General features: G+C 38.9%; 15 protein-coding genes and 1 pseudogene. 4 read left to right on the forward strand and 12 right to left on the reverse strand.

All coding sequences use genetic code 11. The features are described 5' to 3' along the window. Positions 1-118 (forward strand): annotated as a pseudogene (locus FTU82_RS10280) (IS30 family transposase); the annotation flags it as partial. Here FTU82_RS10280 and FTU82_RS10285 read toward each other — a convergent pair. Together FTU82_RS10285 and FTU82_RS10290 are read right to left on the reverse strand one after the other, a co-directional pair. Further along, positions 109-306, reverse strand: coding sequence for a hypothetical protein (locus FTU82_RS10285; protein ID WP_180101305.1), 198 nt, complete (start codon positions 304-306; stop codon positions 109-111). The pseudogene FTU82_RS10280 and the gene FTU82_RS10285 overlap by 10 nt on opposite strands. Before the next feature lie 77 nt (positions 307-383). After that, the gene (locus tag FTU82_RS10290) at positions 384-1226 is read right to left on the reverse strand and encodes a site-specific integrase (protein WP_257221963.1); all 843 of its coding nucleotides are present in this window, start codon (positions 1224-1226) and stop codon (positions 384-386) included. A gap of 363 nt (positions 1227-1589) precedes the next feature. Here FTU82_RS10290 and FTU82_RS10295 point away from each other — a divergent pair, with 363 nt between their 5' ends. Then, the gene (locus FTU82_RS10295) at positions 1590-2924 is read left to right on the forward strand and encodes an ISNCY family transposase (RefSeq protein ID WP_150993717.1); all 1335 of its coding nucleotides are present in this window, start codon (positions 1590-1592) and stop codon (positions 2922-2924) included. A 100-nt stretch (positions 2925-3024) separates the two neighbouring features. Here FTU82_RS10295 and FTU82_RS10300 read toward each other — a convergent pair whose 3' ends face one another. From FTU82_RS10300 to FTU82_RS10345, 10 genes are all read right to left on the reverse strand, one after another. Next, a complete protein-coding gene (locus FTU82_RS10300; protein WP_074382802.1) occupies positions 3025-3801 on the reverse strand; it encodes an OmpA family protein in 777 nt (258 codons plus the stop codon). Positions 3802-3890: 89 nt separating this feature from the next. Further along, a complete protein-coding gene (tssM, locus tag FTU82_RS10305) occupies positions 3891-7718 on the reverse strand; it encodes a type VI secretion system membrane subunit TssM (protein WP_180101306.1) in 3828 nt (1275 codons plus the stop codon). Between the two features lie 31 nt (positions 7719-7749). Beyond that, complete coding sequence (locus tag FTU82_RS10310; protein WP_257221964.1) at positions 7750-8961, reverse strand: hypothetical protein; 1212 nt, start codon at positions 8959-8961, stop codon at positions 7750-7752. A gap of 200 nt (positions 8962-9161) precedes the next feature. Further along, positions 9162-10175, reverse strand: a complete 1014-nt coding sequence (gene tssG / locus FTU82_RS10315) for a type VI secretion system baseplate subunit TssG (protein WP_180101307.1) — start codon at positions 10173-10175, stop codon at positions 9162-9164. Next, the gene (tssF, locus tag FTU82_RS10320; protein ID WP_005096863.1) at positions 10139-11944 is read right to left on the reverse strand and encodes a type VI secretion system baseplate subunit TssF; all 1806 of its coding nucleotides are present in this window, start codon (positions 11942-11944) and stop codon (positions 10139-10141) included. The genes tssG and tssF overlap by 37 nt, the downstream gene beginning before the upstream one ends. Next, entirely contained in the window at positions 11941-12432 is a 492-nt protein-coding gene (gene tssE / locus FTU82_RS10325) for a type VI secretion system baseplate subunit TssE (RefSeq protein WP_005096862.1), read from the reverse strand. Before tssE ends, tssF begins: the two co-directional genes overlap by 4 nt. Positions 12433-12510: 78 nt before the next feature. Beyond that, complete coding sequence (locus tag FTU82_RS10330; protein ID WP_005096861.1) at positions 12511-13014, reverse strand: type VI secretion system tube protein Hcp; 504 nt, start codon at positions 13012-13014, stop codon at positions 12511-12513. Between the two features lie 52 nt (positions 13015-13066). After that, positions 13067-14548: a type VI secretion system contractile sheath large subunit gene (gene tssC / locus FTU82_RS10335; protein WP_005096859.1), complete on the reverse strand. Its 1482-nt coding sequence runs from the start codon at positions 14546-14548 to the stop codon at positions 13067-13069. Further along, complete coding sequence (gene tssB / locus FTU82_RS10340) at positions 14535-15044, reverse strand: type VI secretion system contractile sheath small subunit (RefSeq protein ID WP_034608519.1); 510 nt, start codon at positions 15042-15044, stop codon at positions 14535-14537. The genes tssC and tssB overlap by 14 nt, the downstream gene beginning before the upstream one ends. A 14-nt stretch (positions 15045-15058) precedes the next feature. Beyond that, complete coding sequence (locus FTU82_RS10345; protein ID WP_180101308.1) at positions 15059-15742, reverse strand: hypothetical protein; 684 nt, start codon at positions 15740-15742, stop codon at positions 15059-15061. Positions 15743-16089: 347 nt separating this feature from the next. On the opposite strand from FTU82_RS10345, the gene tssH reads away from it, so the two are divergent. Together tssH and tssA are read left to right on the forward strand one after the other, a co-directional pair. Beyond that, positions 16090-18756, forward strand: coding sequence for a type VI secretion system ATPase TssH (gene tssH, locus FTU82_RS10350; protein ID WP_180101309.1), 2667 nt, complete (start codon positions 16090-16092; stop codon positions 18754-18756). A gap of 46 nt (positions 18757-18802) precedes the next feature. Next, the gene (gene tssA / locus FTU82_RS10355) at positions 18803-19912 is read left to right on the forward strand and encodes a type VI secretion system protein TssA (RefSeq protein WP_180101310.1); all 1110 of its coding nucleotides are present in this window, start codon (positions 18803-18805) and stop codon (positions 19910-19912) included. Position 19913 lies beyond the last annotated feature (1 nt).

Below are 19913 nucleotides of genomic sequence, written 5' to 3' on the forward strand. Positions count from 1 at the left end.
TGCCATGTCACTGAATACTCGTCCTAGAAAAGCGTTAGATTGGCTTACACCATTAGAGAAATTTGCTCAGCTTGTTGATTATCATAAGACTTTTCAAACTGTCGCACCTCATGTTTGAATTCGCCCTTCCTTTGCTTTATCCAAAGCACCATGTATAACATCATGTGCAGGATATCTTAGTTTGTCTTCATTTTCATATTTTTTAAAAGAATAACTTAACATCATATATGCCCACGTGTGACGACATACATGAGGAGTTAATTTCTCAATTGAATCATAAGCTCTATCATCAAAATATTCAGGCACAGTGCTTCTTAAAACTTCATTAATTTTGTCAAAAAACTTACTAATACTAGAATAGCTTAATGCAGAGTAGGGCGGCTTTAAGGAAGTAAATAAAATTTCTGATGGATTTTTTTTCTGATCTGACTTATATAAATATTCAGAAATTGATAGTCTCGCTCCTGTAACTCAAGAACTCGATACGAATGAACATTTTTAATATTGGGCTTTCTTTGTCGATTATCAAACTCATCTTCTGTATTTGCCACAATCAGGCTATAAAAATTCCCCTGAATTGATTTTTTAATAGAATTAACAGTCAACAACATTAATTCACCAACTCTAAGCCCATAGTTAAGCATTAAATGAACAATTAGAAAATTTCTAATTTGGGCCTCATGTAGTTTAAATGGGTTTAAAGAATTAACAAGCGTTGATTTACTAGGAGCTATAACTTGATATAAAGCCTTGAGCATTTCAGCTGTCAAACTCTTGAAAGCATAGTTAATCTCACTTTTAATCGTTTTATTTGTTCTAGAAAAGCTTTTAATTATTTTTTTCTTATGTTTAATATAATTATCTAGATTTATTTTAATTCGATTAATTTCATTTCTAGTGAGATTTGGCTGTGAATGTAATGTTAAATATTCATCGATCAAGAACTTATAAAATTTTAATAAGGAACTGATACGAATAGCCAGTGTGTCATAATTAATGTCCTTGTTACTTCTCAATCTAAGAACATTATTAAATTGATTATTATTTTCCAAATAAATTATAAAGTTATCAATTTCATTTTGAATAATTTCGAAATTATAAGCTGAAGAAAAGAAAGACTCACAGAAAGATGTTGAATATTTGTCGAACCAAAAACTGTACCAGAGTTTTAATGCGATCAGATCTGCAGACTGTGTGGATAGACTTTGAAAGCGTAAAACTTTCATTGAGAACAACATTGGGTATAGACAAGGACAGTACGAATCCAGATCAAACAATAATATTAATTGTTTTTTAGTCGAACCATTTTTAGTTAATCGAATTGTTTTTAGTTCAAACATGATGAAGTTTATGAATTAAAGTTTAGTTCAACATATCATATTTTTAATAACAACGAATAGTGCTTTAAGTTATTGAATTAAGGTGAGAGTGAGATATTTATGAAGTTATTGTTAGGTGTATCGGATTTAACATAATATACATTATACGAAATCAGTCTGTTACTCACCATTCAAAGTGTCTATATTCTCACCAATAAAAATGTCTGGTTTATGATGGTTTTCACCATCATGGACTGGATATAAATATAGATGCTGATCACTATGTCTGATAAAGAAATTCAACGTCTTGCAGTTCTGCAAGACGTTCGAGATCATCGTATTACCCAGGTCCGTGCTGCTGAAATCCTGAATCTTTCCACCCGTCAAATAACCCGGTTATTGCAGAAGCTCAATCAAGACGGTGTTTCAGGTCTGGCGCATGCCAGTCGTGGTCAACCAGGTCATCGTCGCCATGATGATTTATTAAAATCAAAATGTCTTTCCATCATTTCTGAACATCTGCTTGGATTTGGACCCACCTTGGCCCATGAGAAGCTCAGTAGCATGTTTGATCTGAATATCCCGATAGAAACAGTTCGGCGCTGGATGACGGCCAATGACCTGTGGATTCCTCGATTCAAACGTCTAAAACGCCCATACCAGCCCCGCTATAACCGGGATTGCTTCGGTGAACTGATCCAGATTGATGGCTCATATCATGACTGGTTTGAAGGAAGAGCCACCAAATGCTGTTTGCTGGTTTATATCGATGATGCTACCGGCAAGCTGTTGCATCTGCGCTTTTGTGAGGCTGAAACGACCTTTGACTATATGCTTTCAACCCGAGCCTACATTGAGCAATACGGCAAGCCCTTGGCCTTTTATAGCGATAAACACTCGGTATTCCGAGTCAATCAGAAATCCAGTCAGGACAGCAAGATCACGCAATTTGGGCGGATCCTGAATGAGTTAAACATTGATATTATCTTCGCCAACTCCCCACAAGCCAAAGGCCGCGTAGAACGTGCCAATAGAACCCTTCAGGACCGTCTGATCAAGGAGATGCGCCTGGAAGGCATCTGTTCGATTGCTGAGGCCAATGCATGGTTGCCCTGCTTTATTGAGCAGTTCAATCAGAAGTTCGCCAAATGTGCGCGAAACTCAAAGAATTTACATCGACCATTAACCGAATCTGATCTTGAACTGGATGATATTTTTACCTGGCAGGAACCGCGTAAGGTCACGAAGAACCTGACGATTACCTATGACAAGTGTATTTATCTGCTTGAACCGACTGAATTGAACCAGAAATTAGTTGGACAATACATTTCATTTCTGGAGTACCCGGATGGCACTGTGGCCCTCATGCATGAGGGCCGAAAGCTCAACTACAGCATCTTCAATAAATTGGCTGGGCTACAGCAAAATAAGATTGTTGAGAATAAACGGTTAGGTTCAGTCCTGGCGCATATCCAGCAACAACATGAAGAGTTAGAGAAACAGAATAAACGTTCCCGGGCCAAGAAAAGTATGCCGAGTCGTAAAGCTCAGAAAGCTGTTATTGAACAAAGAAATTTAAATCCTGTGCTTGACTCTTGCAGTTAAAAACAGGACATTTTAAATGGTTTATCGCATAGACATTTTAATTGGTGAATAACACAGTCTGTAAGCCACAAATAGATATGTTGCTCAAGCAACCTAAGCTTTAAAGCACTTCAAATTCAATCCTGCGATTTTTCTTACGACCTTCAGCTGTTAAATTATCAGCTATAGGTTGAGTTGATCCTAAACCATCAACACTTAAATTTTCAGCTGCTATATTTTTACTGATTAAATAATTCTTTACGGCTTCTGCGCGCTGTTGACTCAGTACTATATTTTTGTTGGCATCACCGGAACTATCAGTATGTCCAATAATCCGTACCTTCTTTCCGCTCACCTTATTTAAAGCTATGACCATTTCATCCAGAATCTTTGCACCGGACGCTGCCAGTACCGCACTACCAGATTCAAACTCAACAATGCGATTCTTTAATACCGCATCAATAATCTGCTGTTCTGCCTGATTTACAGTGAGCTGTGCATTTAAATGATAATTTGCTGGTATTAAACCTTGAAACTTTTTAGTAGTGATATCCATTTCATGAAGATTCAAAACCTTACCAATCAACTGAATATTAGACCCTTTGACCGTTAATTTACCTTGTTTTACCTTTTTAAGATCATCATTAATCACCTTATTTACCGCATTCGACCATCCAATTGGTGCTGTCACTTGACGGATCTGAATGCGATTTATCACATTTTTCTGGCCATAAGTTGCATAGAGTTTATTCAAAATTTCCTGTTGTGTGCTGTCATTCGGTACAACACCTTCAACAATAATGGATTGGGCCTGTACGCCGCCGCCTAAACATATAGATAATAAAATTATGATTTTATTTATATAATTCAATTTTAAGCAGGTTTTTTTTATTTTCATTTCAGGTTTCTACCCCATGTGTTTTTTATAGTTTAATATCGTGAGTTAAGCTCATCTGACATTTATTTATTTATTTTGGATTAAAAAGATCATGGCGTCGTCGCTCCTGTTTTTCCTACCGGAAGCATAGATGTTTGATTTATTTGTCCAGACACCGCAGTACGCTGTGCAGCGACCACACGTACCGATTTATTCGAGACGATCTGATCTACCAGTTGCAAATTGCTATAATTTGGCTGACCTCCGATAGAACTTGAATTATTACCACTCACCAGCCGGAAATGGGTCTTCACAAATAGTTCAGGATAATCTTTGCTGCGCCACACCATTTCAAAAATATTGCCTTTTTGAGTACGTTGTGCATTATCAATCATGCGGTTGATGCCATATTCACCTGGTTCATCAAATATGGTATGGGTCTTCCCTTCCAGATCGATTACTGTGATTCGCGCGCCCGGAATGGTGCCAGGATTTGGCCAGATAAAATTCACCCATTGTTGAACACCATTTTCAAATAGCATTCTTTGTCCATCAATATCAATGGTATACGCTAGTAAGTGAGACTGTTCTAAGGGATAAAACTGAAAATTAGATTGATTGAGGTTCACGGTTTTTGAATTGGTATGGTTTAACTCTCCAGTCGCCAGACCATGTACCGGTGCGACATAATTCTGAAAACTTGCAATAAAGGCAGGATTTAGACTAATGCCTAAATCTTGCCAGGTTTTTGAAGTCAGACTATAGCCGCGACGGATCACCAGAGGATCCAGATGCTCTTTGACAAAACGTGCAATACTGCCATTTTCACCAAAAATCTGATTAATTTCCTGAGAGCTTGCCTGCAAACTGGCCTGACTGCTAAACGGATATTTTTGTGCCAAATTTCCACTAAATGGTTGATAGGCCTGTATCTGCCATAATTTATTCATTTCAGCCTGGGCCGGAATCATCAGGCTTTCAAAGGAACGTGTCAGCGGCACACTCAATAATTTTTTAATCAGCTGTTGATCCAGCTCATTGCTTCCCACCGACATTTTTTCATCGACAAATTTCTGTGTGATATTAAAGATAGAGTTCTGCTCATCAATGGTTTGTTTGACTAAGATCATGCTGGCAGGACCAATATCGCCAGAACTTTTTAAATCATTGAAACGGCTTCGAACCTTGGCCATGGACTGCATATACTCATCTAGCAGCGACCGGTTCTGCAGATCGTCTCGCGAGCGTACAATCTGATAAAACAACTGAAAATCTTTAGAAATCACGCCATGAGATAAATGTGATGCAGAATTCTGTGCCAGTTTCACATCATCACGTTGCAATACTTTACGTTTAAACCAGGCAATAAAACCTTTTTGTGGAACTGCCAATTCAGCTTGCACCATAGGATTATCCCAGCTGGTTTCTTGTGCTACACGTTGAATGACCTTGCGGATGGGTGAGTTTTCTGGCTCACCCAGAATATCAATCTGACGGGTATGCTGATTAAAATCGGTTGTCTTGGCATAATGAATTGCATTTAAAAATTTACGCCATTCACTGATATATTCTTTTTTATACATTTCAGTCAGCTGGCGTCGAATTTGTTCCGGACTCCCACTGAAACTCAGGTCATCTGATTGGATGGTATTCAATACCCAGTCTTTGCTTTCGGTTGAGCTTTGAGCTGCCGTATCTATGGCATGTTGTACATAATCATTCCAGGCTTGATAGCTATAAAAACCGGGTAAGGCATAACTTCCCAACATTATTGTTTGAGCACTTTCCCCTACCATCTGCTTGATGGTTAAGGCTGGAAAACGTACCGAAGCCCGCATTTTAATTTCGTTATACACACGGTCACGTGCGGATACGCCTGTCGTCAGTGCTGACAAAACCTGACGGGTCTGTTCCACCAGAACAGTATCAGGATTAAGCAGAGGAAATGAACTTGAACCTGTCAAAGTCATGGCATAGCTGAGTAATTGTTCGGCCTTTTGCAACATTTCGGTACGTGGCTGTTGCCCCTGATGCTGATCAAGCCAGTTTCGCCAGAACCGTGTCAGCTGGTCACTCAAATGACTTGAATCTATATATTGGCGGTTGCTCAACATCAAATAAGTCTTAAGCGCATTATAGGCATCTTGTGGATTTTGGTCTGATGGCGCTAAGGCCAGTTGTTGAACTTGTGCAACCGGCTGAACTTGTACATTGATATGATTTTCTTTTAAAGTCGCCGAATGCTGTTTTATCCGTTGTAGATATTCCGCAATACTCTGCTGGGTAGGCTGCAAGATTAATTGCTCAATTCCTTTCAAATATTCAGCTTGCAGTTTTTCCCGGATCTGATGCCCTTGATACAGACCAAAACGATACTTGAATGGAAGCCTTTGATCAAATTGATCCAACTGTTGTAAATGCGCTTGCAGGATTAATAATGCATCCATTTGTGTGGCCAGTTCAGTTCCTGACTGTTGCTGCATCAGCACCACCTTATTCAGGTCAGCCTGAACCTCAGCCATTAACTGCTGGTTATTCCGATAAGACCATATCCACATACTCAGTACAATTGATACTGTGAGTAAAGCCCCGGTAAAAGCCATAAAGCGCTGACGTTTTCGTGCAGGATTAATATGCTGCTTTACCAGATGCTTATCTTTAAGGATGACCTCAGAAAATAGGCTTTTCAGGAAATAACCTTGATGCTGGGATGTTGATGGAGTGGATAGCGCAATTTCATCATCACTGCGAATCAGATGAAAATCCTTAGCAATCTGTTTTGTCATTGGACTTTCAATCTGGCCTTCCTGTAAGGCACTGGTAAAATAAAAGCCACGAAAAACCGGTTTAAATTGGTAAGGATTTTCCTGAAACAAGGTTGCAATAAAGGTCTTGAATACTGGTTTAAGACTCTTAAATTCCAAAGGAAAGGTCATCACGCTGGGTGATATCTGCTGCGAATGACGACGGGTTAAGTGGGTCGTACTTACATTTTTGAGTCCGTCATATAAAATACTGAAATGCTTTTCAAACAACTGAACAGCATTTTCACTGGAAGCTGGTTCATAGGCCAAGGTGGCACCCCAAACCTGATCAAATTCCTGCTCATGATAACAATCAAAAAACCCCGTGAATCCGGCAATCAGATCCATCTTGGAAAATACCAGATAAACCGGAGCAAATACCTCTAGACGTTCGGTCAGATCCTGTATACGCGCCCGCAGACTTTTGGCCAGTTGCATAGACTTCTCCGGACTTTGGTTGACCAGTTCGGCCACACTGACCATCACAATCAATCCATTCACTGGTGCTTTAGCACGATTTTTCTTGAGAATATTCAAAAATCCCAGCCATTCCGGATGGTCTTCAGGATAGACTGAATACCGCCCAGCGGTATCCAGCAACACACCCTGTGTTGAAAAAAACCAGTTACAGTTTCGAGTTCCATTGAGCCCGGCAGATCGCATTTTCTGATGGGTTGCTTCAAATGGAAAGCGTAGACCTGAATGATAAATGGCAGAACTTTTCCCTGCTTCAGGATGACCAATCACCATATACCAAGGCAGTTCATAGAGTGCAGCATTAGCCTTGCAATCGCCCAGTTTAGATTTACGAATCAGCTGGATGGACTCTTTGACCTGTTGACTGATTAACTGAAGTTCTGCTTTATTATTCTTGCTTTCAGCCTCGGTATTTTGAGCTAAGGCCGTTGCAATTTTTTCGTCCTGTTTAGCAGACCGATAACGCTGGATAAATGCATAAATCCCCCAACCTATTAAAATAGCAGCATAGACCAACAGTAAAATCCAGAAGACTCGATCAGCGACCGTATTCTTCATGGAAATAATGACCACTAAAAAAGATAAGGCCATCATCGCTTTAGGATTACCAATGTACTGCCAGACATAGCCCAAGACGGTATAAAATAGTGTATTCACGGTTATCTCTTATTTTAATTTTTATAAATAATTAAGCGACTAATGTGCTTTGATTGAGTTGATCATTTTTTGTATTGGTAAAATATAAATAGGTAGATTCTTGTTGTAGGCCATAGGTTATTGTAATGACATTGTCTACTAGATGTGCTGACAACATCGCAGCAAAAACGGTGGCTAAATGCTGCGTATGCCCCAAATAAATTTTAGGATAAACAACATGATCTGGTTCGAAGTCAATATTTTCGAAACTTTTTTGTATTTTCTTCATTTTTTTGGAATGCGTGACTTCATCCAATACGACTAAAAAAGGTTGAGGCCATTCTAGCTGAGTAGAGAGATCAACTTGATGCTGAGCCAGATATTCCTGCAAATGCGTGACATGCTTAGCTACTTGCAGGCTTTGCAACGGGATCATTCCTTCAATTTCTAACTCAGGCGCAGCTAGACACCAGCTGGCAGCATATTCTGACGCAATATAGTGTTCATTTTGCCAAAGTTGATCATTGAGATAGTCCTGATCAATTTCAGAATCTGCCACGATAATAAGACTGGCCTCATGGGATTGCCCTGCGCTTTCTTGTATTAAATTCAACCAGTTGGAATAAGCACGATCAGCTGGCAAGAAATGCAACTGGAGATGAATCTGAGCAGGAATTATTGAATATTGCTGCTCAATCTGGCTTAAGAGTTGTTCCTGATATATTTCATTCCAATCATCAATCAAATGATCGGCTAACAAAATATGAAGATTCAGTCGATTTAAGCGAACGACTGGTACGGTAATAAGAGGTGTAATATGACTCTCATCTTCTTGGTAATTTTCGTGTGTCCATCCCGGATGCATTCGATATTGATAAGCCAGCTCCTGATCATAAAATAATGCAGAATGTTTTAACTGTCTGGATATTAAGCTCAGGCTTTCCTGATGCTGCTCCAGTTGATTTTGAATGAGGTGTTGAATCCGCCGTCCACCTAAGCTTGTCATTATTCCTTGCTCAGTCTGGTCTTTTTCGAGCAATGAATCTATGGCATGAATACGATATGCCAATAGCGGCAGACCAAAATAATTCAGCAATTTGGGGTCTAATTCTGGACTACTAAACTGCATCATTTTCTCTAAAATTTCTGCATTTTTACCAAAACTGTGCCAAGCCGCAGCTGAAAAAATATTAAGGGGGTAATCTTCAATCGGCTTTAAGGTTTCTTTTGTATTTTCAGAATCTTGCTGCCGTATTTGAGCCAATGAATTTGCTTGATCCTGCTGCTTTTGTTTTCTTTGCTGATACTTTTTTAGCGCTTTATAGATCAAATAAGGTGTAAATAACAGCAGGCAAAGTAGTAAAGGTAAAATACCGAAATACAATGTCAACTCTATATTGGATGGATCGTACTGAATGTCTCTCCAGTAATAAATGACAAGACCACTCGTAAGCACAAATAAGCCTACAAAAGTCTGAATGACAGGCTTCCTATCAGGCTATAACAAGTTTGCGTATTATGTGTCGCCTGATTGGCCAGCAATACCGCCCCTTTTGCCAAACCCATAGGATTCGCTTGTCCGAGCTGGACTGAACATAATTCATCTTTTTCTAGAATCAGCCGGAGATCTACCAATAAGGTTGGGCTACACCAGATTTGAAGAATCTTTTTTAATTTGACACTATGGATCCCTTCAGATAAAAAATTCAGATAGTCTTCACGTTTTAATGGGCCGATTTCAATTTCAATTTCAATTTTTTCATCAATTTGCTCAAGTCTTTCGCCACAAAAACTATTGATTCCCAGCCGAACCGGTCGTGATTCTCCCAAACAGCTTCTTTGCTGTTCATTAAGCTGAAAGGTTTCTGGAATGAACTCATTGATCTGAAAGTTAAACTTAAAGATACAGGACAGGACGCTGTTTAAGGCATAATGTGTATTATTTTGACCCTGCATCAAACCTGAAAATTCAGCAAAATAATCATCTATATTCTGCTGTTCATGCTGCTGACTCATATAGCCACTCAAAGCATGTAGCAGGTTCAGATAATGATTTTCCTGCTCAATTTCATAGCGTAAGGCTAAGTGATAATTCAGACAGGCATCGACATATTGTGCAGTAAGCTTATGATTGAATAATCCCAGAAAATGCAAGCTTTCTTCTCGTTGTGCCCGTGTGCCCTGTTTAATTTTATCCGTATAGATATAAGGCAATTCTCCCAGAATACCAGTTAGCCCAACAATTAAATTGGTCATCTGCACTTTCTTATCTTGAGTTTGTAGGGATTCAATTTCAGAGACTGGAAAATTAAGATTCAGTGAACTGATAAATTGAAAGGCTTTACTCCATTCCTGCTCGTTTTTCTGTTCAGGCGCATGCCTTAATAATCGCGTGGCTTGAATAAATTCAAAGCTGGTCGGTTGCTGATAAAGCCGGTCAACTACAGAAGCCTTTTGCCACCAATCTGCTGTACGCATTGGTATAACTCCTGTTTTGATTTTGAATCAATAACGTGCATGTCTACATAACTATTCATCTGAACCTTTAAATTAAAGAGATGATTTAAAACCTGCACAAATATATAGAGACTAGCTCCCCGAAATATTTCGGTATCAATTTGAATTTCAACTTTGACACCACGTACAAATAGTGGAAACGGTTTATGCTCACGCAGTTTCTGCGTCAGGGAAAATTGTACAGTCTGAATTGAGTTAATAATGAGGCGATTTTCTTTGGATTGTGGCAAGTTATAAAGTTCAAGTAATTCTTTAATATAGCTGACCGCATCCCCTTGCATTAAAGATAGATTATTTAATGATAAGTGCGAAATAATCCGCCACTGTTCCTGCAGTTTTTGATCAAAATAATAGGGTAAATTAGGTCTTTTGACTAAGGTCGCCTTCCGCATCAAGCTACTGTCATTTAAAGATAAGGTGTTTTGATCTTTATGGTAACTTTCATAAGGCAGATCCCGATTACAGCATAGTAACTGGATACTGACAAAGTCTGATGAAATTTGATGCGGTTCTAAAGATTTTGAAATAATGGAATATTTTAGTCCTGTACGGTTATTATTGTCCTCAGGGAGTAGATGATAATAAAACTGCCCATCTGCCTGATGATAATGACTCATAGCAAAAAAAGGTAAGACTGAAAAAATCATCTGATTTTTTTCATTTTTTTCTCGTAATATATTCATCTCAGTGATTGCATAGACCTGAAAATATTCAGGATGATGGATATCACTTATGAGTGAATATTCAAGGCGTTGATGATCAATTTTCTGTGGTTCAGCCTGTTTAGGGAACAAATTCACTATGGGAGTTGCAAATAATTTGAAATTGGCGCTATTTAATTCTGAATAGTTTCGGATCATTGCCTGATCATTCAGATTCATTTTAAAGTGAATCTTTAATTCAAATTCTGTAGTTTCTATATTCAGGTTTTTTAGAAAATTCAGATTCAAATCAAGAAAATTAAATTTCTCCGGAAAGCAAAAATACTCAATTAATAAACGATAAGCATGGTGAGTATGCTGATCGATTGGTAATACACTTTCTGTCTCAGTAAAACCCTGCAACTCAAATGGATTTTCAATATCAATCTTTTGGGTCTGTGTGTTTATAGAAAAACGGGTCTCGGGTTTAAAAATACAATCCAGTACTTGCAAGGGGAGATTGGAAATTGCATCAAGATAAATCGGCAGTTTTTGTTGGTCTAGCAGTCGTTGCTGCTGGTTAAAAATCTCGAAACCAAAGATTAGAGTTGCGTTCTGATTTAAATGAATATGTGCCGAAGCATGTGTTTTAAAACTGAGCGATTTTAATCCGATGGGTAATAGTTCAACCTGTTTTACCGTACGATATTCGCATTGTACTCCACGGGTACTTTTTGATTTTAGTACAGTTTTTTTAGGAATCTGCTGGCTACTTTTAAGCTGTCGGATTTTATTGCAATCCTCAAAACTGACCACTGAACATGCTGGAAAAGGTTTCAGATACTGCGGAAACATCACCTCAAAAATAGAGCGAGTGAATACCTCGTAGCTGTCATGTAACTTTTTATCAATGCGGGCGGAAATGAGTGAAAATGCCTGAATCAATCGTTCAATATGCGGGTCATCAATTTGCTCCTGATTGAGAGCAAGACGTTGAGCAATTTTCGGATATTTTTTGGCAAATTCTCGTGATTGTTGTCCAAATTCCTGTAATTGTTTTTCATAATACGGTAATAATTCTTCAATCACAGCACACCTGCTGATGTTCTAGGCAAAATCACGTATTGTTGTGTTGTGGGGTTGAGAAAAGCATCAAAAATCACCGGCTCATAGAGTGGATAAATATTTAAATAAGCTTGGATACTCAAACACAAGCTCCCCATATTCTGCTCATCGACCAGCATCTCTACATTAACTTGTTTTAAACGTAGTTCATGAACATGAATAGACTGCTCAATAGAACGGCAGATTTTGTCCCGATCCAGTGGATTCGCCGTTGAAAGACCGACAAAATCTATAATGCCAAATTGAAGAATGGAACCTTTGACCTGATCATAGCGATCAACCCTGCCCTCCAGATTAGCCATGCGGCTATTTAATAGATCTTCCAGATCAGTAGCGACTGATTCTCTTAAGGCCTGCAAAGAAAGCCCTTGTACACTCATTAGGTTCTGAGGCAAGAGACGGTCAAATAATGTTGTTCTAAATCCGTAAGGATGGAGCTGATCCAAATTCATATTGTTATTTTCTAATTTTATTTATTATTTTAAATATTCTGAGAGAGGCTGATCAGGATCAGCCTCTAAAGGAGCAAATTATGCTGCATAAGATGCAGTGTTATTTGCCAATGACCATTTCTTGGTCACTGCACCTTTTTGCGTGCCATTAATATCCTGTTGATTATAAGTCCATTCAACTGCTGCATATTTCAGACCAAAAGCTTCTGTTGGAACACCTTCTTGATTCACTACTGGAGTCACTTGTGAAACCAACACATGTTTTAATTTAATTTGTAGATATTTAATGCGTTTATCGCCATTCGCTCGATAAAAATCGATTTGTACTTCATCAAAGGTATAACCTGCTGAACATGCTTCCCAAAGTTTTGGGCTGGTTGCATCCAGATCTTTCATAAAAATCATGTCAGAATGTTCAACCCGTTCTGCAGTATGACCACCTACACTGGAAGAGGTTGCCGATTTTGGCTGGCGAATATTGTGAGACCAAGAGTTCACTTCTAACCAGCTTTTATGTTCTGAATCACGAGATTCACCATCGACTTTATATTTGCCTCGAAATTGGACGTAAATATCTTTCATTTTTAATAATTTTCCTATTGTTATAAACGTTATTATAATTTTGCCAACAGCTTTAATTGCTTGACTGCGGCAGCTCAGTGACCAGTCGCAAAGAGACAGACAACTCGTCTAGCTGAAAGTGTGGTCTCAAAAAGACCACAGACTTGTAGTGTCCAGGTTTTGCCGGATTTTCTACAACTTTGATAGAAGCCTCACGTAGTGGGTACTGTGCTTTGGCTTCCTGTGAAGCGCCGTCATCCAAGAGTACATATTGAGACAGCCAATCATTTAGAAATGCTTCGACATTTCCTGCTGATGCAAAGCTTCCCACCTTGTCACGCATCATGGCTTTTAAATAATGGGCGATACGTGAAACTGCCATAATATATTGAATTTGACTTGATAATGCAGAATTGGCATTGGCCAGGTCATTTGCATATTTCTTTGGTTTTTGTGTAGATTGAGCGCCGAAAAAGGCAGCATAATCCGTATTTTTACAATGTACCAACGGAATAAATCCAAGATCACTGAGTTCTTTTTCACGACGATCTGTAATGGCAATTTCCGTCGGACATTTAAAAATGACTTCCCCATCATTGGTTTTAAATGTATGTACTGGTAGACCTTCGACCAGACCGCCACCTTCAACACCACGAATTGCCGCACACCAGCCATGCATGTCAAAGGCATTGGTTAACCGTGTACCCAGGGCATAAGCAGCATTCATCCAGAGGTATTCATTGTGATTTTTACCGGAAACATCTTCCACGTAGTTAAAGCCTGCTGTCGCAGTACCTTCTTTCGGATGATAAGGTAAACGGCCTAATACTCGCGGAATGGTCAATGCCATATAACGGGCATCGTCACTTTCTCTGAATGAACGCCATTGTACATATTCAGCTGTTTCAAAGATTTTGGACACATCGCGTGGACGATCGATGTCGGTAAAAGCTTCCAGTCCAAACATTGAAGGACTTGCCGCAGAGATAAATGGTGCATGTGCGGCGGCTGCCACATGTGAAATCTGCTCTAGCAGATACAGGTCTGACGGTGTGCGATCAAATTCAAAATCGCCAATTAAAGTGGCATAAGGCGCTCCACCAAAAGAACCATATTCTTCTTCATATATTTTTTTAAATAATGTACTTTGATCAAAGTCAGTTGCACTCTGAAAATCTTTAACCAGTTCTTTTTTAGTGGTATTCAGCATGCGAATCTTGATTAAAGAATGTGATGGCGTTTCCTGACAAAAATAGTATAGTCCACGCCAAGTAGATTCGATTTTTTGAAACTGTTCGTGATGCATAACCTTACTGAGCTGAGTCGAAATTAAGGCATCAATTTCTGCAATACGTTTATCTAAAGCCAGTGTCATATTTTCAGAGACTATAATCGTACCGGCCATAACCTCCTTGGCCAATTCACCAATCAGGCTTTTAGCACGTTCATGTTCCTCTTCGGTACGGGCAATTCGACTACGTTCAACGATAGAATCCAGAACCGAGTATTCCTGAATAGATACATCTGGGACAATTGCAGCATTAGAATGATTCACTGTCTGCCTCCACACTCATTTTCTGAATTTGGTCGGTATTTTTTAAAACTTCATCCAGCAAATCTTCCAGGCGTTCATTATTGGAAATCTTATTGCGTAAATCAGTTAAACGTTCTCTTGCTTCAACCAGTTTTCGCAAAGGTTCAACCTGTTGTACTACCTGTTCCGGCAGGAAATCATCCATAGCATGGAACATCAGATCTACCGAAATTTTTCCGCCCTCTTCGGTCAAACTATTGTCCACCTGAAAACTGGCACGGGGTGCTAAGGACTGCATTACCTCATCAATATTTTCGAGGTCTACATTGATAAATTTTTTATCTTTAAGCTTGCTGCTTTTCAGTTCAGAGGCTGCTGAAAAGTCTCCCAACACCCCGACCACAAATGGCAACTCTTTGACTTCACGGCCATCCCCGACTTCGACATCGTAGGTCAATTGCACACGCGGCGGCCGAATGCGTTGTAATTTTTTTTGTACACTTTCACGCTTAGCCATCATGATTTTCCTTGTTAATTATTTTTTAATGATCCAAATGGATTGGTAGTGAGGCCATGGGTTTGAGTGCTTATATTTTCTGGTTTCTTATTGTTCATGGCTGCTGTATTCACTTTCGTATTATTACTCGATGTTTTATTTTTCTTTAGATTAACATTTTGTTTTAGCGTAGTATTTGCCTTGGTTTTTATCTGTTTTGATTTCGAATTCAACGCTGTATGGGATGAAGATTCAGAAAATTTCGGTGCGGGTTGTGCCAGATAAATATGTTCAGTCAGTGATTTGGCTTGCGGATAGGTAAATTCGTTTAAAGCACGAACTTCTGTACTACGCATCTGCTCTAAACTTCCGGCAGAGATTCCAATACCGGCCAAAAAACCAAGATCAGTCAAATCCTGATGATGGTAATTCTGCTGATGTAATTGCTCGATTAAATTCAATGCCTTCAGGTTATATCCTAGTTCGACATAGCGCTTGGCGATTTGGGTATTGAGTTGATGCTGTAGCGGAATATTTTTCTTCGCCGATTTGTCGCACAGCTGCTGATATAAACCGATCAGTGCTAAATCAGTAGCATCTTTTGCCTGTGGATAGGCCTTGATACATGATCGATTTAATTCTGCAGCGTGGGTTTGAGCAAAACATAGCTGTGCCATTCCTGAGATGAGCAATACGATAAAACTTAAATTGTTTTTCAAAGTGAGCCTCATTTTTTGTTGTTTTTTATTTTTGAATATTAAAAAATGATTTTTCTATTCTTATAATTTAAAAATCGTGATGTGGATTTAACAAAAAATGATCACAAAAAGTCAATACGAAAATGAGTTTTAGTTAAAAAATTTATGTAATTTGCTAAAATTGCTAAATTCCGATCAATGAATGCAGACTTTTTATTAGATTTGAGTAGAATATGCCAAAAATAGTGCGTCAAAATATTTTGATAGCTTATAGATAAACTTAAATAAATAAAAATTAAACTTAATAATAAGAATCATATAGCTATAAATTCCCAAAATATCAGGCTATATATTGAAAAGAGAAAAATATGAGTAATTTAAAAATTTTGATTACAAAATTATCCGAACATGCGCGCCTCTACCTTGAAAAATCGGCGAACTCCTGCATTAAAAATCAAAATTATGAAATCGAAATTGAGCATTTTTTCTTAGAATTGCTACAACAAAATGAATTAAATGATATAAAGTTCTTGCTGAAAAAATATAAAATTGATGAAGATAATCTGATTAATGAGCTTCGTCTGAGTATTCAACAACTGAATAAAGGGAATTCTCGCACTCCTATCTTTGCTAAATCAATTATTCGTGTATTAGAACAAGCCTGGCTTTTGGCTTCAGCAGAAAAAAATCCGATGATCCGGAGTGGACATTTACTGGTTGCTTTGCTTACTGCACCGGATCTATATCAAGTTGCGATTCGTGCCTCTGCATTATTTGAGCTATTTCCAATTGATAGCATGAAGCACCAATTTTTAGAGCACTGTAAGCAAAGTATTGAAAGCCCAGATCATATTCATTGCAGCAACATACAAGAAAATTCACCCGTTCAACAGCCAGAATTTAATAAAACTCCAGCACTCGATCAATACACAATAAATTTAACTGAAAAAGCGCGCCTAGGCCAGATTGATCCAGTGATTGGTCGTGAATTCGAAATCCGCTTGATGCTAGATATCCTGATGCGCCGTCGCCAAAACAATCCTATTCTTACTGGCGAGCCAGGAGTAGGAAAGACTGCCGTTGTAGAAGGACTGGCTCTTAAAATTACCACCCATCAAGTGCCTGATCCACTTAAAAATGTAGAGCTGCATATGTTGGATCTTGGATTATTACAAGCGGGTGCCAGTGTCAAAGGTGAATTTGAAAATCGACTCAAACAAATCATTCAGGAAGTTCAGTCTTGTCGTTATCCTATTATCTTATTTATTGATGAAGCCCATACCCTGATTGGTGCTGGAGGTCAAGCGGGTCAGAATGATGCAGCCAATCTGTTAAAACCGGCTTTGGCACGTGGTGAACTACGCACCATTGCAGCGACGACTTGGGCTGAGTACAAACAATATTTTGAAAAAGATGCTGCGCTTAGTCGGCGTTTCCAGGTCGTGAAAGTAGAAGAACCGACTGAAGAAGTGGCTATCGACATGTTACGGGCCATGATTCCGGTCATGACTCAGCATTTTCAGCTGCACATTGATGATGAAGCCATTATTGCTGCGGTACGTAATTCGCATCGTTATATCAGTGGACGGCAATTACCAGATAAAGCCATTAGTGTTTTGGATACGGCAGCAGCACGGGTGGCTTTGAGCCAAAATTCGCAACCGGTCAAGTTAGACCAGTTACAGGCACAATTACATAATTCTCAACTGGAATATGGCCTTTTACACAAAGAGCATCAAGATGCCCTGATGCATCAAGAGCGTTTAATTAAATTATCAGAAAAAATTTCCAACTTAGAACAGGAAATTTCACAGCTGAGATGCCAATGGCAGCAAGAACTGGAGCTAATTCAGCAAATCAAATCCTTACAGGCTCAATCTGAACAGAGTGAGAAGCAGAATCAAATAAAAACATTACGCCGGCATTTAGCCCAGATTCAGGATCAAGATCCATTGGTCTTTGAAGGTGTGAACACGCTTATCATTAACCAAATCATTTCAGACTGGACTGGAATTCCGGTAGGAAAAATGATGAATAATGAGATCCAGCAAGTATTAACGCTCCAAGATAAATTATCACAACGTGTCATGGGCCAGGATGATGCATTACAACAGCTGGTACAAGGCATTAAAACGTCTAAAGCTCAACTGGATGATCCGAACAAACCGCAAGCTGTGTTTTTGTTAGTTGGCCCAAGTGGTGTAGGAAAAACTGAAACTGCCCTCGCCTTGGCGCAGGAATTATATGGTGGTGAGTCACATCTGATTACGGTGAATATGTCAGAATATCAGGAAGCTCATACTGTATCTTCCTTAAAGGGTGCGCCTCCAGGTTATGTCGGCTACGGTCAAGGAGGCGTATTGACGGAAGCTGTGCGCCGTAATCCATATAGCGTAGTTTTACTGGATGAAATCGAAAAAGCGCATACTGATGTGCAGGAGTTATTTTATCAGGTCTTTGACAAAGGAATGCTGGAAGATGGCGAAGGCCGACTAATCGATTTTAAAAACACTACGATTCTGCTGACGTCGAATGTGGGTTCCAGTGCCATGATGCAGGCTTGTTTAAATCAACCTAGGGAAAACTGGCCAGATGCCAATACTTTGATAGATCAATTAAAACCAAGCTTATATCAGCAATTTAAACCGGCCTTTCTAGGACGTATGCAGATCGTGCCTTATTATCCTTTGCACGATGAACTGTTAATCCGGATTATTCAGCATAAACTAGCAAAGATTATCCAACGCATCCAGCAGCAATATGCCATGCAAGTTACTTATAATGAAGACGTGCTTGAACTACTACTCAGCCGCTGTACTGAAGTTGATAGCGGTGCACGTAATATTGATCATATTTTAAATGCTTCCATATTGCCTGCTTTGGCTACAGAAATACTCATGGCCATGAGTGAAGAAAAGCTGCCTAAATTAATTCATATTGATGTCCAGCAAGATGAAATCCTTTACAGTGTAGATCCAAAAATTAAAACAGTTAAAAAATTTCGTTTTAAAAGCAATACAGCTGATGTTGTATGATCAGATTAAATAATAAAAACAAATAAATATAAGAATGGGTATAGAAATGACACTGAAATTTGAATATTTATTGCAAGGAATTTCCATTGAACAGCCATGTGGTGTGGATTGTTCATTTTCAAATGATTTTCATGCGATTAAAAAAGCCAAAACTTGGGATGATCCCCTATTGGATCAAGGTGACTGGATCGCTGAACCCAAACAAGCGGATTGGCAATTTGTGAATGACAAAATAATTGAATTATTGTGCGAAAAAACCAAGGATATTCGATTATATACTTGGCTCATTCAGGCATGGAGTCATCTATATGGTTTTGAAGGTATTGCTCGAGGATTAGAACTAAGCCAACAAAGTCTGGGGCGCTACTGGTTAGAGATACATCCTGTTATTGAAGAGAATAATTTTGATCAGCGTTTAGGTTTGTTGCAAGGTTTGATTGCACAGTTCCCCATATTAATGAAACAGATTCCTTTGGTCAGCTCCGCACCTTTTTATAGTTTAAGTACATATGAAGCACTTTTACATCAGCGCAATATGCAACTAAAACAACAGGATTATTCTTCTGAAAATGATCCTGTTCAGGACTTGGAATATTTTGAGCAACTATTGCTAAATACTGACAAATCTATACTGAGCCGAAATAATCAATATCTTTTGGAGATTCAGGCAGAGTGGCAGAAACTTAAAACCACTTTGGATCAACTGTTGGGTCTGGATGCACCAAGTTTTGCAGCCACAGACTCTCAGCTCGAAGCAATATTCACCAGTATCAAGCGAATCTATAAAATCGAAACATTTGCGCAACCTTCCGAAATAATATTAGATCAGGTGAACTCACCACAACCTCATACTTCGGAAGCAGTTGTGATGAATATCTCACATGTAAATTCAAATCTGCAAAAATTTCAGCCCCACGCCCAAAACCATTTGGCCAATCGTCAACAGGCAATGCAGTTATTACAAGAGATTGCTCAGTATTTTCAGATCAATGAACCACATAGCCCAGTGAGCTATATGCTACAAAAAACAATTAAATGGAGTCAGCTGCCCTTACATGAATGGCTGGCTCAAGTCATTAAAAATGAGAATCCTGTAGAGCATGTCCATGAATTACTGGGTGTACATACCAATAATGAATCAAAGAATGAATGGTAAA

It is taken from the genome of Acinetobacter sp. YH12151, assembly GCF_013418355.1.
GTDB lineage: Bacteria > Pseudomonadota > Gammaproteobacteria > Pseudomonadales > Moraxellaceae > Acinetobacter > Acinetobacter pseudolwoffii.

Coding starts and splice junctions, on each gene's coding strand:
- FTU82_RS10300 (WP_074382802.1), bottom strand. CDS start 3,801: ATGAAAATAAAAAAAACCTGCTTAAAATTGAATTATATAAATAAAATC.
- tssH (WP_180101309.1), top strand. CDS start 16,090: ATGAGTAATTTAAAAATTTTGATTACAAAATTATCCGAACATGCGCGC.
- FTU82_RS10330 (WP_005096861.1), bottom strand. CDS start 13,014: ATGAAAGATATTTACGTCCAATTTCGAGGCAAATATAAAGTCGATGGT.
- tssB (WP_034608519.1), bottom strand. CDS start 15,044: ATGGCTAAGCGTGAAAGTGTACAAAAAAAATTACAACGCATTCGGCCG.
- FTU82_RS10290 (WP_257221963.1), bottom strand. CDS start 1,226: ATGAAAGTTTTACGCTTTCAAAGTCTATCCACACAGTCTGCAGATCTG.
- tssG (WP_180101307.1), bottom strand. CDS start 10,175: ATGCGTACAGCAGATTGGTGGCAAAAGGCTTCTGTAGTTGACCGGCTT.
- FTU82_RS10295 (WP_150993717.1), top strand. CDS start 1,590: ATGCTGATCACTATGTCTGATAAAGAAATTCAACGTCTTGCAGTTCTG.
- tssE (WP_005096862.1), bottom strand. CDS start 12,432: ATGAATTTGGATCAGCTCCATCCTTACGGATTTAGAACAACATTATTT.
- tssA (WP_180101310.1), top strand. CDS start 18,803: ATGACACTGAAATTTGAATATTTATTGCAAGGAATTTCCATTGAACAG.